The following is a 16,363-nucleotide window of genomic DNA, read 5'->3' as shown; positions in this document are numbered from 1 at the left end:
ACCAATGGAAAAACAAAAAAGATTAATAGCAATAGATATATTGCGAGGAATAACCATTGCAGGTATGATACTTGTCAATACACCTGGCTCATGGCAGTACATTTATGCTCCTCTTGAACATTCTATCTGGAACGGTCTGACTCCAACAGATCTTATATTCCCGTTTTTTATGTTTATAATGGGAATATCAACTTATATATCTTTAAAAAAGACACAGTTTGAATTTTCTACACCATTAATGTGGAAAATACTTAAACGAGTTGGCATTATGTGGGGGATAGGCTTATTTATTTCATGGTTTGCTATCTCTTTATATGAAAAAAGAGTGGCCGAGTGGGAAAGTGTAAGGATTTTAGGCGTTTTTCAGCGATTAGCTATATGCTATGGATTTACGGCAATAGCAGTTCTCCTAATTAGACACAAACACATTCCATATATAATAGCATCTATTCTTATTGGATATTCCATGATGCTTATTTTAGGGAATGGCTATGAATATAATTCAACAAATTTGCTTTCTATTGTAGATTGTACGATTCTAGGAGAAAATCATATGTATAGAGATAATGGCATTGATCCGGAAGGAATCTTAAGTACTATACCATCTATAGCACACGTCCTTATAGGATTCTGCTGTGGTGCAGTCATCCTTAAACCTATTGACATAAGATATAAAATAGAAAAGTTATTTATAATCGGTGCCGTTCTTACATTTAGTGGTTTTCTATTAGATTATGGTCTACCTTTAAATAAGAAGATATGGTCGCCTAGTTTTGTCTTGGTTACTACAGGAATGGCTTCAAGCCTACTGTCGTTGCTAATATGGATCGTTGACGTAAGATTATATAAAAAATGGTCGACTTTCTTTGTCGTATTCGGGGTAAATCCTTTATTTATATATGTTTTAGCTACAATCGTATCTGTTTTGTTTTCAGCACCTTTCACCATAATATCTCAATATGCAAGCTACAATTCAATTGCAGATGCCGTGTTTAATTATTTAAGTCCTATATTAGGTCATTATGAGGCCTCTTTAGTCTATGCATTGCTTTTTATTTGTTTAATTTGGGGTATAGGGCATATACTTTATAGAAAGAATATTTATATAAAAATATAAGTTTGGTGATGAACCTACACAACAATATGCACGACAGCATATTGAGAAGTTAAAGAAAAACTGATCCTTTATTGTGTTTGAAGATCTTTAAATGTTTGTAGTTGGATTGGTTTTGCTATTAATGGCCTTTGGGACTTAAGCCGTTTTTCCCTGCTATAAAAAGAGAATCAGCCGATAGCTTATGTAAGCTGTCGGCTGATAATAGTTCCTAAAGTCGTTTATCATGCTTCATTTAGGACCCTCCCCAGTTAATCTTTATATCTTCGAAATTCTTTCTAAGACGATGCAAAACCGTTAGAAGAAATAACGTTCTAAGCTAGTGTGTCTACACAAAGTTAGGAACTATTTGATAACAAAAAAGCAGAATTTTACTGAACCAGATAAAAATGCGTCTGAAACCGCTTTTTTACGATCTGAACCAGTGTTATGCCTTGAGCTATCTATCCATCCACTTTTTTAGCAAAGAGGCTCTCTCTTTACTCACAATGAGTTTTGTATCGGGATAGTTCCTGAGATGAAGCAATAGTTTCCCATTAAAATGGTTGCTGATATGCCGTATGCTGTCGATATGAATAATAGTCTGCCGACTTGCTCGAAAGAATAAATCGGGATTGAGTTCCATTTCCAGATCGTCCAAAGACATACTGATGACCATTGAGGCATTATTGGTTAGATGGAGGTGAGTGACCTTATTTTCGGTGTCTATGTGACTGATATTTTCTACGCGAACAATCTTGTACCCATCTTGGTAGGAGAGTAGAAAGCGTTCCCGGAAACGGAAGTTATGGCGTTGCAATATATCGAGAAGTTCGGGCATGTGAGTATTGCTCTCTTCCGGGATGAACTTTTTTGCTTTCTCTATAGCTGTTTTGAGTTCTTCCGCATCGATGGGCTTCATTAGATAATCGATGCTGTTATATTTGAATGCGCGCAAAGCATATTCGTCGTATGCCGTTGTGAAAATGATAGGTGCTGAGAGATACTCTGTTTTTAAGGCATTGAAACAAAGTCCATCATTTAGGCAGATGTCTGCTAAAATGAGATCAGGTTGTTGGTCTTTTAAATATTCTGTGACTTCGTGATTACTCATTAAGGGACCTTCGATTTGAAAAGACGGATCGAGGTCATTTAACAACCGCTTTAGGCGGGTGAAGTTGTAGATTTCATTTTCGATGATTAAGATTTTCATAGGTTTCGATGTTTAATAGCGGTAGAATAACAGAGTAATGAGTATTCGATTTTCTGATAATAGGCATCTTGTCGCAGAGCAATCGATAGCGGCCAACAAGATTGCTTAATCCGACCCCAAGCGATTCTATGGGCGTATTAATAGGGCGAAGCGGGTTGCTGACCATTAAATTGTTTTCAGAATGAGTGATATGAATGGTTAGCGGTTGTTCGATGGAGATTTGGTTATGTTTGATGGCATTTTCTATAAGCAGTTGTAGGCTTGAAGGTGGAATATAGGCTTCGTCTACTTCTGAGATCGTTGGATCAATGATAATCTCCAAGGCTTTGCCATAACGTACGTTCATGAGATAAGCATAATGAGTGGTAGAGGCTATCTCTTCATGAACAGTGATCAGGTGTTTGTTTAGATTCTGAATCATATGCCTATAGACTCTAGCCGTATTCGACAGAAAACGGTCGGCTTGTTGAGTGTCTTCTTCTATTAACCCTTGTAAGATGTTAAGGCTGTTGAATACGAAATGAGGATTAATCTGTTGTTTGAGGAAATCGAGTTGGAGCTGTTGGTTCATGCTTTTCTGTTGCAAGGCTTGGAACTGTATTTTTTCTTTTTCAAGAACAACCCGGTAATAGGCGCGATTGGCATGAATGGCCGAAATAGCTGATGCGATAAGACCTAAAACGTATATATCAATGACTTGAAGTTCTTTCTCTTCAATATAGAATAGAGAGTATACCCGTGAAATAGAGTATGCCAAAAGTAAATTGATCAATACGATGCCGACTGTATAAAAGAGTTGCCATAAATAATGCTTTTCCCCTGTGATCTTAATCCTGAATATGAGGTTACTTATTAGAAAAGCAAGAGCCGTGAAAAGTGAAGTCACTCCGAGGTCTATCGTGATTTCGGTTCTCCAATCCTCGAAGTAGAAGAAATCTCTTTGTGCTGTAGTGTCGAGCACAAACCACAGAGCATAATAGATGCCCAAAATAAGAATGGACAGTAATACCCAATGCAACAGAAGTTTGAAAATCCGTTTCATTTTATTTGATTTGTTCGGTTATTTGTACAAAGATAGATTATATATTTGATATATTTACGGCATATACGTTGATTCCTTGTGTTTTTATGTGTTTAATTTATTCTTTTACCGTATTGGATATAAACAACTGTTCCTCTAGATTAAATTCTCGGAATGATCCGTTAGCGGTTTGACTTCGATAAAACGATGATTGGTGATGCGATAGCATTACGGCTTTCCACTAGCATAAGGATGATGATCTCTTCGGTTAAGGATAGCTTGGGGCTATTCATCAGTTTATTTTAGGCTAAGTTAATCTTTTATCTGTAAAATAAATAAGTCTAGAGGTGATTTTTTTTGCTTAGCGTGCAAGAATAGACGCCTAGACAGAAGGAGACCCAATAAGGTCGATTGCGGGAAATAAGATGGTTGTTTAACAAGGCCGTGCTGCTTGTTATAGCGCCGTATGGTATGCCAAGCTTCTTAACCTTTTTGATAAATTCGTTCAAGGGCCTCAATGTTGAGCACATGGATCTCCTTACCATGAATACGTACTAAACCTTCAGCCTCAAAATTCTTGAGTACGCGGATGGCATTTTCGGTATTTACGGCTGCAAACTCTGCTAGATCTTTACGCGACATATAATCGAAAACATTGAAGTGCTCGGTATTGAAAGTGTGAAGATAGAGTAGGGCACGAGCTACTTTCCCATGCATCTGTTTGTAGAGATGACTATGGAGCAAGTCGAAGAAGCTATTTTCGAGTTCACTATAACGGTGAATCAATTGGAAACTCATTTCCGGATTTTCTTGGATCACACTCAATAGGTAGTCGCGCTCAAAGAGGCAAAGCGTCACATCAGTCAGGGCCACTACAGAGTAGTTGCTCACTTTATTGTTAAATAATCCGGAGAGAGCGATAAATTCACCTTGGCCAACCAGCCGCAGATTCGTGTTACGCGAAGCGTTACCTTCAATATATTCTTTCACGATGCCGTCTAACACAAACATTACCGACGGGGCAAAGCTGCCTTGTTTACTGATAATATCTCCTTTTTGGAAAGTCAGCTGTCGCTTGTGTTCCTGAAGTTCATTGAGCTTCTCTTCCGATAATTTTGAAAAGCAAGATGCACCCAATTGGATAACGGGAAACTTAGATATTAATTCTTCTGTACTCATGATCAAATTGAAAAGGTTTAACGGCCTGTTCGTTATGTGATATCAGTGCAAAAGTATAAAAAATGCAGAGAGATCCAACCGATAACAGAATAAAATGAGAAGGTCGGCTACTCCAGGGCAGTCGACCTTCTTGATTTTATAGATGGGCATTGGGTGATTAATGCGGAAGAAGATGGTCTTTGATCTGAACAAAGTCCTCTACATTAATCACGAAAGCACGGACAGGAAAGCGAGATTGGTTACATTCGTTACATTGCTCAATGGTGGTGAGTGCTTTTTGAGCCGTCTCTTCATCCGTAAAGCTGAACAGCAGGATGGAGTTCGTCTTGCCATTTTCACTACCGAACCAACCGGGCATTGAATCACGCTTCTTGTAACCTGTGATATCGGTGACGCTGAAAATGCCAATGCCGGCTTGTTGTAAGAGTTTGCCGACTTTATGTTGTAACTCTTTGATACTTAAAACGATTAATAATTTCATGGTTATCAGATTATTTGTTCTTATTCTTCAACATTTTGAAATAGAGCAAGGGGACTACAATCAAGGTGAGGATGGTTGAGGTGAGTGTACCTCCCATGAGTGAAATGGCTAAACCTTGGAATAAAGGGTCAAACAAAATCACTATCGCACCAAGAACCACCGTGCCCGCTGTTAAGGTAATCGGCAATGTACGTACTGCGCCAGCCTCTATGATGGCTTGTTTCAAAGGAATATTTTCTTTTAAACGAATGTCGACAAAGTCGATGAGCAATAGAGAGTTTCGTACCATAACTCCTGCCAGAGCGATAAACCCGATCATAGAAGTGGCACTGAAGTAGGCTCCCATGATCCAGTGGCCGACCACTATACCGATCAGTGACAATGGGATGGCAACGAGCATGACGACGGGAGCCATGAAGTTTTGAAACCAACCAACGATGAGTAGGTAGATCATGAGCAGGGCAATGGCAAAAGCAATACCAAGATCACGAAAGACATCGTAGGTGATTTGCCATTCTCCATCCCATTTCATCGTGTAATTGTCCTCTGTTTCCGGGGCAGAGTTGTGCAGCACCGAAAGGTCATACCCTTGAGGGAGTTGAATCTCTTTCATGCGTTTGTTGAGGTCGAGCATGGCATAAGCCGGACTTTCGAGGGCTCCTGCTAGATCGGCGGTTACCATTACGACGCGCTTTTGATCTTTACGCCAGATGCTCTTGTCTTTAATTTGCTCAACGGGTTGAGCGATATCGCCAAGAAGAACGGTTTGTCCATAACTGTTAACTATCGGTAGGCTCTTTAGCGATTCAATCGACGATTTATCTTCCGCACTGACTTTGAGATGAATGGGAATAGGCGATAAACTGTTGGACTGATGGAGCATGCCGACCTCTTTTCCGGAAATGGCTGCGCGTAAGTTCTCGGTGACTTTAGCCGGAGGAACGCCACGTTGCATCGCTTTTTCTTTATCGATGGCAAAGGTGATCTCTTTTTGATCGTCTTCTATTAAGACATCCGTATCGACTACACCTGCAGTGGAGTTGAAAAGTTGCTGTACCTGACGGGCCACATCAATTTGTCCGTTGTAGTCGGGACCGTAAATCTCGGCAACGATGGTTGAAAGTACCGGAGGGCCGGGAGGGACCTCTACCACTTTCACATTAGCTCCCCAACGTTTGGCGATGCTCTGAATCGGTTCGCGCATCTGCTTGGCAATATCATGACTTTGAATTGAGCGGTCGTTCTTGTCGGTTAGGTTGACTTGAATATCGGCCATATTTTCTCCTTTTCTTAGGTCGTAATGACGCATCAGCCCGTTAAAACTAATCGGTGCGGAGGTGCCGACATAAGTTTGATAGTTCAAGACCTCGGGTTGTGTGGCAACAAAAGCGGCTATTTCTTTAGTTACTGCAGCTGTTTGTTCCAATGTGGCTGTTTCGGGCATATCAATCACTACCTGAAACTCGTTCTTATTGTCGAATGGTAGCATTTTCATCGGTACCACTTTGAAGTAAAAGAGCGAAACGGAGCCCAATAGCAAAGCAAGGGTGATTAACATGAACGTCCAACGTTTACGGCGCGATTCGAGCATTGGGGTAATGGCCCAAGCATAGAAGCGGTAAAGGCGAGTCTTGCTGAGATCATACTCTTCACTCTCTGAAGCAGAACCTTTCTTCTTATCGTCCTTGTGGCGTAAGAAGATATAACCGAGATAAGGGGTCAGAGTCAGTGCCACAATCAATGAGAAGGTCATAGCAATAGAGGCACCGATCGGCATCGGACTCATGTATGGTCCCATCAAACCGGACACAAAGGCCATCGGAAGCACGGCAGCGATAACCGTCAGCGTTGCCAAAATGGTAGGGTTACCCACTTCGTTAATGGCATACAAGGCCGCTTGTCTGAACGATAAGTACTTCATCTTGAAGTGTCGGTGCATGTTCTCGGCGATGATGATTGAGTCGTCGACCACAATACCGGTTACAAAGACTAACGCAAAAAGGGTGATTCGGTTGAGCGTATAGTCCATGAAATAATAGGCAAACAGGGTCAGTGCAAAGGTGATGGGGACGGATAGGAAAACGACCAGTCCTCCGCGCCAGCCCATGGCTAACATCACAAAGAGGGTCACGGCAATAATGGCACCCATGAGGTGAACCAAGAGTTCGGACACTTTCTCGGAAGCTGAGGCTCCGTAGTTACGAGTCACCGTGATTTCTATATCGGGCGATAAAGATTCTGTTTTCAGATGGTCAACTTTAGCGAGAATCTTTTCCGATAGTTTCATGGCATCGGTACCTTCCTGTTTGGAGATCGCAATGGTTACCGCTTGGTAATCAGAAGGACTCTGGGTACGTAAAGCTTCGTCCGCACTAGCTCCATAGCCAAACGAACTAAAGGTCTTTGGCTCGACTGTGGGACCATCGGTGATGGTTGCAATCGATGAAAGGTAAACGGGGTGTCCTTGGTTTTGTCCGACGATGAGTTGCTCCACCTCTTCACGCGTATGAAGGAAATTGCCCGAAGCAATGGCATACGTTTGATTACCTTGGTAGAGGTTCCCGGCTTGCATTTGGAAGTTAGCCGCTTGCATGTACTGACTGACAGTGGCTAAATCAAGATGAACACCCGAGAGTTTGTCTTTGTCTATCACCACTTGAATCTCACGAGGACGTCCGCCGATGATATCGATATTGGTGACGTGCCCGATCTTTTTGATCTCGTTGCGTATCAGTTCGGCTTGTTGACGTAAGAGGTAGTCGCCGGTTTGTTTGCTCCAAAGCGTGAGTGCTAAGACCGGTACATCGTTGATGGAACGTGTTTTGATCAAGGGCATGGTGGCGCCTTGTGGCATCTTGTCCATGTTCTTCATCAATTCGGTGTAGAGCTGCACGAGTGACCGTTCGTAATCTTCACCGACATAGAATTGTACCGTGAGCATGGCTTGGTCGCTCATAGACGACGACATGATATGCTCTACCCCTTTGATGTTTGAGAGCGTTTTCTCTAACGGAGCAACGACCTTGGTTTCCATTTCTTCAGGGGTAGCTCCGGGCATACCGATAAAGATGTCGGCTACCGGTAGGTTGATCTGTGGCTCCTCTTCTCTTGGAATGAGATAGATACTATATAACCCGAGTAAGACGAAAGCAATCATCAGCAACAGTGATAATTTGCTTTGCAAAAAGCCCTTGGCTATCTTTCCTGCAAATCCTTCTTTCATATCTGTTTTAATTCTTTAGTTCTACTTTAAGTCCATTCTCTAAGCGTTTGCTTTCAGGCAGGATAATTTGATCGGTCGGCTGTAGCCCGGAGGTGACTTCCACTCGATCATTCATGCGTTGTCCCACTCTAATCCACCGAAGGGTCGCTGTTTGTGTGGGCGATACCACGAATACCCCGGTCAGTCCGTCTTTCTCTATTAAGGTCGAGATTGGAATGACTAAATTACTCGTTGGGCGTTCTTGAACCATCGATCCCAAAGGAATCATGACATTGGCATACATCCCTGAGTAGAGCTTCTTGCGCATCTCGGTTGGTACGCTGATGCTGACCCGATATTGTCCGCCGGTCTCCACTGATGAGAGACTTTTTTCAGTGATGGGAGCTTCAAAGCGAAGGTTGGCCGACTTGATGCTGACTATCGCTTTCATCCCTTTTTCTATGCGGCTGATATCCGATTCGGTTACCGAACTTTCAACGACCCATTCGTTACCCTTCTCTACGACGATAAGTGGCATACCCGGATTGGCTAGTCCCCCTAAATCGATATTGATTTGTGAGACCATTCCACTAAATGGAGCGGTGATACGAGTGTAGGCTTGGTGAGCTACGACCTCTTTACGCATTTGTCTGGCTGCATCTAATTTCGATTTCATCGAAAGGTAGTTGAGGTGAACATTCTCATATTCTTTTGTGGAAACTGTTTGTTTGGCCAGCATGGCTGCAAAGCGTTCTTCGTCTTTTTGAGCCACGTTAAAGGCTGCTTCTGCTTCGCGAATCATAGCCTCTGTCTGTGCTTTTTTAGCTTGAAGTTCCTCGTCGGAGATCGTCAGCAACAATTGTCCCTGACCGACAAGATCACCTTTCTTCACACGAATCGAGGTGACGGTTCCCATGGACCGGGTACCGAGTCGAGCGATCTCTTTCGATTGGACACGTCCATTGCCGATGACGGCTTGGGTCTGTTCTGCTGTGGGCTGAATCGTTTTTACTTGGATAACGGACGCTGTTGACGACTTTTCCGATGACGAGTTTGAGCAGGCTGAGAAAGTCAGTCCAATGGTTAGGATCAATCCTGATAAGTTTACAATTCTTGTTTTCATATGTTGTTCTTTTATTGTTCGTTGGTTGAAGTCATGAGTTGAAGATAAGCGATGGTCAGGTTCTTTTTAAAGGTGACCACTTCGTTGTTGAGTCTAGCCTTCGATAGCTGAGTTTGGATACGCAGATAATCGGCGGTAGTGGTCAGCCCTTGTTGATAGCGGTCGCTTTGTATGACTAAAGCTTCTTCGGCTTGCTGTACCATCGACTCCGATAATTGACGTTCATAATTCAGATCGGTCCATTGTCTGAGTGTTTTTTGATAGTCGACTTCAGCTTCAGACTGGACTTCGTTGATCTTGCTGATGAGCTGTTGTTGCTCAAACTTAGAAGCTTTGATCTTCTGCCAGTCCTTTGTGCCTGAGAAGATGCGCCAAGAGAGGCGGATGCCGGCAAAGTAACTATCGGCGGTAAATCGGAAAGGCTTCGAATCATTGAACTGGTAATTGCCAAAGGCGTTGATGCGCGGAATGAGCGACATCTTATCGGCTTTGAGCTTATTCGTGGCTGCCGATAATCCCGATCTGTAGGCTAAAAGATCGGTGCGCGTATAAAGGTTCAAGGAGGGAATGACTCCTTCGGTCGGGATGAGGTTGTCGACACGGTAGACAACTCCCGGCGTCGTTCCCATGAGAAAGCTCAGTTGATCGGAACTATTAGCCACCTGACTGGTTGCATGTTTAAGTTCCGTTCTGATCTGATTCTGGTAAACTTGTGCTTCCAGCCAATCGGCCTTTTGAATTAACCCTTGGTTGAACATGGATTCAGCGCGTTCAACAAACGCATTGGCGGTGGTTAAGGCTTTTTCCATGACGTCAACGGTACGGTAGGCTAGTCCGATTTCTAAGTAGGCTTTTTTCACCTGAAAGCGGAGATATTCTTCGCGTCGTTTCTGACTCCACTCTTGCATCTTTGCGTAATGTTGTGCACTGCTACGTTGAAAAATAGCATCTAGGTTAAATATCGGTTGAACGACCTCTATTTGTGCTGAGAAATCTTTGTTGAATCCCGGTTGATTGAGCTTTTGAGGATCGAAATCGGCCGGGGTAACGCTCTGCTCTTGCAACTTAAATCCAAAAGCATTCAGCGGATTATTCGTAAAATAGGCGTTATACGATAACTCGACTTGTGGTAAGAACACCGCATTGGCTTCTCGACTATGAGCTTTAGCTGCTAGAGCTGTAAACTTGGCTTGCTTTAAAGATTCATTATGAAGAATGGCCGAATCAATAGCTTGTTCTAATGAGAGAGGTTTGACCTCATCTTGCGCATGGCTTTGAGTTGAAAGGAAAAGCAATGCGAACGTAGTGACGTAAAATAGACGGTTGATTTTCATATCATTCTGTTTTTTTTTTGCAAAGGTATAGGATGCCCGATTTCTTTTCTAAGATTCGGGACTGATGTCTGTCAAGGGGACTACTGTTATACAACAGCCCAGGGGTACGATTAGTTTGAGCGTTGCTTGGTGTCTGGTTTGGAACCGGACTTTAGAACTGATCTTTTCTGAAATCGTTTTTTATTGTTAACTTTCGTCTTGTGCTAAAGAATTGTGGCCTCAGAATCTGTATATTTGTAGTCTTAAATAATTTGAGTTGATGATAAGTTGTTCCCTTTTATTGAAGCGTCCTTTTATTTGGATGACCCGTTTTCGTCGTCGATGTGGATATGGTGTTCACTCTCCATTTGCATTTAACTTAATTACCAATGTGATTTATGAACATCGGCCTTATTATGCTTATGATAAGTTGCAACAATTGTCGGCAGAAAGTGGCTTGAAATCTCGATTGGGATGGCGGGAGAGGAAGGTGAACCGACTGCTCTTCCGATTGGTGAATTGGGCACAACCCCATGTCGTGCTGCGGATTGGAGAGGCATCGTTGTCGGATCTGTATCTTCAAGAACCAATAAAATCAATGGCTTATTGTTCCGGCGAGGCTTTAAAAGATTGCAAATTGGATGAACAAAGCTTGATTGATTTCCTTTATATAAACAACCTTGATGCAGAAGAGGTGGAACGAACGTTTGAGGAAGGTGCGGAACGTGTGCATCCTGATAGTTTATTTGTGGTGCGAGGCATTCATTACTCTTCCGATTTAAGGGCGTGTTGGAATAGAATGAAAGAAGACGAACGTGTTGGAATCACATTCGACCTCTATGATGTTGGTCTACTCTTCTTTAATAGAAAGAGAATAAAGCAACACTATGTGGTCAACTTCTAATTGGGGTCTGACGTTTATATTCTCAGTGATTAATTTTAAAACTATAGCGATATGAAAAAGAGCTTGGTCTATACAAAAACAGGAGATAAGGGTACTACTAGCTTAGTCGGCGGGACACGGGTTCCTAAAACTCATGAACGACTTGAAGCCTATGGAACGATTGACGAACTTAACTCTAATTTGGGCGTTTTAATCTCATTACTTCCCGATGGAGCCGATCGGACGTTTGTTCTCCGTATTCAGCATAAGTTGTTTGCTGTAGGGTCTTATTTGGCTACTGATCAAGAGAATACGACGTTGAAGGAAGCAAGTATCATTACACCGGAACACGTCGAGGAGGTGGAAAAAGAGATCGACCGTTTGGATGCACAACTACCGCCGTTGGCTGCTTTCATTATTCCGGGAGGCTGCCACTCGGCTGCTGTCTGTCATGTTTGTCGAACGGTTTGTAGACGTGCAGAACGCCGAATCTTGGTTTTATCTGAGAAATATACCATATCCCTAGAATTGTTGGCTTATGTCAACCGAATTTCTGATTATTTGTTCGTTTTATCGCGAGAACTAAACTTTCTTGAACAAAAGACTGAAATATTTTGGGATAAAACTTGTAAGTGAGATAAAATATTATACTTTTGCCGAAAATTAGAGATTAAGTATTAAATATCAACACTTTTAAATACTGAAGCTTATGTATTGGACTTTGGAATTAGCATCAAAGCTAGAAGATGCTCCCTGGCCGGCTACCAAGGATGAACTTATTGATTATGCCATGAGATCGGGTGCACCTCTTGAAGTCATAGAAAACCTCCAAGAGATGGAAGATGAAGGTGAAATCTATGAGAGTATAGAAGATATTTGGCCGGATTATCCGAGTAAAGAAGACTTCTTTTTTAATGAAGATGAGTATTGATCGGCAAAATTGATTGAATAAAGCAAAAGTGTCTAAGCTTTCGATAAGCTTAGACACTTTTGTTTTATGGTAAAGCCGATGTGCCTTTTTGTCTCTTATTTAATGTTTTTTTGAACAGTCTGTACTTTTTTTACGTTTTTAGAGTGTTATATTTGTCGCAAATTTAATATTTGACCTTATGAAAAAAATTATTAGTTTTCTATTCATAGTTGTATGCATTGGTATGACTATGCCTTCCCAAGCCCAAATCCGTTTTGGAGTTAAAGGTGGCTTGAATTTGTCGAAAGCAAGTCTTTCTACGGATGCTTTTAAGAAAGATAACTTCACCGGATTCTTTATTGGCCCAATGGCAGAAGTCACTATTCCCGTTGTGGGTTTGGGTGTTGATGGAGCTGTCTTGTTTTCTCAACGTGGAGTGAAGTTGAATGACCAAACGATAAAGCAGAACGGTATTGATATTCCAATTAATTTAAAGTATAATATCGGATTGGGAAGCATGCTTGGCATTTATCTCTCTGCAGGTCCTGACTTCTATTTTGATTTTAAGAAAGATGAATCGATCACTTGGGACTCTTTCGATCGGAAGAAAGCTCAGGTTGGTTTGAATCTTGGAGCGGGAGTGAAACTTGTGAAACATCTACAGGTGGGTGTCAATTGGAATATGCCTTTAACCGATACAGCCAAATTTACGCTCAATAATGCTGAGGAGTCGTATAAGACAAAGACTTGGCAAGTGCTTGTTGCTTATATGTTTTAATGTGATTCTATAAGAGTAAACAACGATTGTTTATTTCACATCTCCCACATCTCATTAGAAAGGCCCTATTCATTGGCTTTTTAATGAGGGGTGGGAGATTCTTTTTTCCGTCTCCCGGTCTTTTAAGCGCAAATTCACCGTGATTAAAATTCTAGCAAAGTGTGCCTGTAAATCGTAGCTTACGTCGCCTTCTGAGTTTCATACGTTGATAATCTCATTTTTGTCCTAACGGAACAAAAGTTTCCTCCTTTGAAAATAAATTTCGAAGGGAGGAAACTCGATTATCAAAGGAGGAAACTGAAACGACAGGAAAATGCACCTCCACGAGGTGGTAGATCATTGATCTGCCACCCATCTGTCACACCGATCTGCCACCCCTTTTCTGATCTGTCAATCAGTAGCTTAGTTGCCTTTTTGTGACAGATGGCAGATAAAACTCAAAAAATAACTCTAAGAGAGGGAATATTTCAGACTATGGTTATATCATGGCATACGATAGGTTTAATAAACTAGGACTTCGCTCTACTCTTTGGGGTGGTGAATAGGGGCATCCGAAGCGATGTGCAACAGATCGGAAGAGATGAGCGATGGTACTTCTGTGTTTAATCGGATGTGAAAAATGAAAGGTGAAAGTTGTGATGAAGATTTGCATTCTAGGTAGTACTTTGAGTCAGAATGTTTTTTGTATCTTTGTCTCGGTATGAATAAATATGTTGATGTCGTATTGCCGTTGCCGTTATCTCAATGTTTCACTTACAGTCTTCCTCTAGAATTAGAGAAGGTTGAGGTGGGATGCCGGGTTGTTGTCCCTTTCGGCTCTAAGAAATTCTATACGGGAATTGTGCTTCGTGTACATCATTCTGCCCCTGTAGGATACGCGTTGAAGTCCATTGTTAGCGTGTTAGATCAAACCCCAATCTTATTGGATCAACAACTTCAGTTTTGGAATTGGATTTCTTCTTACTATTTATGTCCTTTGGGAGATGTTTATAAAGCAGCTTTGCCTTCCGGGTTGAAACTTGAGAGTGAGACGATCGTGGAAGGTAATCCGGATTTTGTGGCTGATGGTGTGCTTCCTGTTAATGAACAGAAAATACTGGATGTTCTTTCAAGGGTGAAAGAACTGTCGGTCACCAAACTCGAGAAAGAGGTGGGACTGAAATCTGCTTTGCATGTGATTAAGTCGCTCTTGGAAAAAGAAGCAATTTTTATTAAAGAAGAACTTCGGCGAACATACAAGCCTAAGGTTGAATACTTTGTTCGACTGGCCGGCTCTGCCGAGGAGCGACATTTGAATTTAGTGTTCGATCGCTTATCTCGCGCGAAAAAACAATTAGAACTTTTGATGAGGCTCGTCGAGCTGACCGGGATATTGGGGGGAGAACGTCGGGAAGTCTCAAAACAAGAACTTCTGACTAAAGCTTCTGTTTCTTCTTCGGTTCTCAATGAGCTGATCAGCAAAAATATAGTAGAAGTTTATACGCATGAGAAAAGCCGATTAAGTCATGAGATCGGTGAGATTGCTCACCTTAACTCCCTTAATCCTGCTCAAGAAAAAGCGTTCGAAGAGATTCAAGCTTGTTTTTTAGATAAAAGTGTCTGCCTGTTGCATGGAGTGACCTCTAGTGGTAAGACCGAGGTGTATATTCATCTGATTCATGAAGCCATTCAAAAAGGAAAGCAAGTGCTTTATTTGCTGCCTGAGATTGCTTTAACCACACAGATCACAGAACGTTTGCGTCGGGTCTTTGGCGACCGATTGGGCATTTATCATTCTAAATTTGCTGATGCAGAACGGGTGGAGATCTGGAAAAAGCAATTACAAGACGGTGATTATGATATTATATTAGGAGTACGCTCATCTGTTTTTCTTCCTTTTAAACGGTTGGGCTTGATCATTGTGGATGAAGAACATGAAGCGACTTATAAGCAGCAAGATCCGGCCCCACGTTATCATGCCCGAAATGCGGCTATTGTTTTGGGGGCAATGTCTGGAGCTAAAACATTGCTTGGAACCGCAACTCCGTCTATTGAGACTTGGCAGAATGCCGTTCAAGGGAAATATGGGCTCGTGGGACTTAAAGAACGATATAAGGATATCATGTTGCCCGAGATTATTCCTGTCGATATTAAGGAACTTTATCGTAAGAAGCGTATGGTGGGGCAGTTCTCTCCGATGTTGATCGAGTCGATAAAGCGGGCGTTGGAGAAGAAGGAACAGGTTATTTTGTTCCAGAATCGACGAGGGTTTGCTCCAATGATGGAATGCCATACGTGTGGATGGGTGCCTAAATGTCAAAATTGTGATGTTAGCCTAACTTATCATAAGGGGTTGAATCAGCTGACTTGCCATTATTGTGGCTATACGTATCAACTACCTAAGAAGTGCCCGGCTTGTGAAGGAACGGAACTATTGTATCGGGGATTTGGTACCGAAAAGATAGAGGATGATATTAAAACGTTATTTCCGGAGGTTCATGTGGCACGTATGGATTTAGATACCACACGGACGCGTACCTCTTATGAGAAGATTATAGCCGATTTTGAACAGCAAAAGACGGATATTCTTATTGGGACACAAATGGTGTCGAAAGGATTGGACTTTGAACATGTCAGTCTGGTGGGTATTTTGAATGCTGATACGATGCTGAATTATCCCGATTTTAGAGCTTATGAACGAGCCTTTCAGTTGATGGCTCAGGTGGCCGGACGTGCCGGGCGCAAACATAATCGGGGAAAGGTTATTCTGCAAACCAAAAGTATCGATCATCCGATTATTCAGCAAGTGATGACGAACAACTTTGAAGGGATGGTGGGCTGTCAGCTCTCTGAACGTCAGATGTTTCATTATCCTCCTTTTTATCGCCTCATTTATGTTTATCTGAAACATAAAGATGAGCGAACGTTAGATGAAATGGCGAATGTGATGGGCGGAAAGCTGCGCGCTGTTTTTGGAAATCGGGTGCTTGGTCCGGACAAACCTCCGGTTGCTCGCATCCAATCGCTTTTTATTAAAAAGATGATTATCAAGGTAGAGTGCCAGGCGGCTATTGGTCACGTCAGAGATTTGCTGATAGGCGTTCAGGCGGAAATGAACACAAACGAACGAGCTAAGGGATTGATGATCTATTATGATGTAGATCCGGTTTAATTTTATAAACTTTAAT

The 16,363-nt window shown here is 42.1% G+C and carries 13 protein-coding genes; 6 read left to right on the top strand and 7 right to left on the bottom strand.

All coding sequences use genetic code 11. The annotated features are described in order from the left end of the window. Positions 1-4 precede the first annotated feature (4 nt). Positions 5-1,117 carry an acyltransferase family protein gene (locus AC4PG5_RS09650; RefSeq protein ID WP_492028690.1) on the top strand — a complete coding sequence of 371 codons (1,113 nt, stop codon included), beginning with the start codon at positions 5-7 and terminating at the stop codon, positions 1,115-1,117. 436 nt (positions 1,118-1,553) lie between these two features. Here the strand turns inward: AC4PG5_RS09650 and AC4PG5_RS09645 are convergent, their stop codons facing one another. The 7 genes from AC4PG5_RS09645 to AC4PG5_RS09615 form a co-directional block, all read right to left on the bottom strand. Continuing rightward, complete coding sequence (locus AC4PG5_RS09645) at positions 1,554-2,306, bottom strand: LytR/AlgR family response regulator transcription factor (protein WP_492028689.1); 753 nt, start codon at positions 2,304-2,306, stop codon at positions 1,554-1,556. Then, positions 2,281-3,348, bottom strand: a complete 1,068-nt coding sequence (locus AC4PG5_RS09640) for a sensor histidine kinase (RefSeq protein ID WP_492028688.1) — start codon at positions 3,346-3,348, stop codon at positions 2,281-2,283. Before AC4PG5_RS09640 ends, AC4PG5_RS09645 begins: the two co-directional genes overlap by 26 nt. A 462-nt stretch (positions 3,349-3,810) precedes the next feature. Beyond that, entirely contained in the window at positions 3,811-4,506 is a 696-nt protein-coding gene (locus AC4PG5_RS09635) for a Crp/Fnr family transcriptional regulator (protein WP_492028687.1), read from the bottom strand. Between the two features lie 157 nt (positions 4,507-4,663). Continuing rightward, positions 4,664-4,987, bottom strand: coding sequence for a P-II family nitrogen regulator (locus AC4PG5_RS09630; RefSeq protein ID WP_492028686.1), 324 nt, complete (start codon positions 4,985-4,987; stop codon positions 4,664-4,666). A 10-nt stretch (positions 4,988-4,997) separates the two neighbouring features. Beyond that, the gene (locus AC4PG5_RS09625) at positions 4,998-8,210 is read right to left on the bottom strand and encodes an efflux RND transporter permease subunit (RefSeq protein WP_492028685.1); all 3,213 of its coding nucleotides are present in this window, start codon (positions 8,208-8,210) and stop codon (positions 4,998-5,000) included. A 7-nt stretch (positions 8,211-8,217) separates the two neighbouring features. Next, positions 8,218-9,312 carry an efflux RND transporter periplasmic adaptor subunit gene (locus AC4PG5_RS09620; protein ID WP_492028684.1) on the bottom strand — a complete coding sequence of 365 codons (1,095 nt, stop codon included), beginning with the start codon at positions 9,310-9,312 and terminating at the stop codon, positions 8,218-8,220. Between the two features lie 11 nt (positions 9,313-9,323). Then, entirely contained in the window at positions 9,324-10,646 is a 1,323-nt protein-coding gene (locus AC4PG5_RS09615) for a TolC family protein (RefSeq protein ID WP_492028683.1), read from the bottom strand. 259 nt (positions 10,647-10,905) lie between these two features. Here AC4PG5_RS09615 and AC4PG5_RS09610 point away from each other — a divergent pair, with 259 nt between their 5' ends. From AC4PG5_RS09610 to priA, 5 genes are all read left to right on the top strand, one after another. Then, entirely contained in the window at positions 10,906-11,529 is a 624-nt protein-coding gene (locus tag AC4PG5_RS09610) for a hypothetical protein (protein WP_492028682.1), read from the top strand. A gap of 51 nt (positions 11,530-11,580) precedes the next feature. Continuing rightward, positions 11,581-12,144 (top strand): cob(I)yrinic acid a,c-diamide adenosyltransferase, encoded by a 564-nt coding sequence (locus AC4PG5_RS09605; protein ID WP_492028681.1) that lies wholly within the window; start codon positions 11,581-11,583, stop codon positions 12,142-12,144. A 73-nt stretch (positions 12,145-12,217) separates the two neighbouring features. After that, a complete protein-coding gene (locus tag AC4PG5_RS09600; RefSeq protein WP_022385660.1) occupies positions 12,218-12,439 on the top strand; it encodes a DUF2795 domain-containing protein in 222 nt (73 codons plus the stop codon). Between the two features lie 178 nt (positions 12,440-12,617). Continuing rightward, positions 12,618-13,196, top strand: a complete 579-nt coding sequence (locus tag AC4PG5_RS09595) for a porin family protein (protein ID WP_492028680.1) — start codon at positions 12,618-12,620, stop codon at positions 13,194-13,196. A 700-nt stretch (positions 13,197-13,896) separates the two neighbouring features. Further along, positions 13,897-16,347 carry a replication restart helicase PriA gene (priA, locus tag AC4PG5_RS09590; RefSeq protein WP_492028679.1) on the top strand — a complete coding sequence of 817 codons (2,451 nt, stop codon included), beginning with the start codon at positions 13,897-13,899 and terminating at the stop codon, positions 16,345-16,347. Positions 16,348-16,363 lie beyond the last annotated feature (16 nt).

The organism is Bacteroides sp. QWL-09 (genome assembly GCF_058683585.1).
This window is presented reverse-complemented; position numbering and strand designations above follow the sequence as displayed.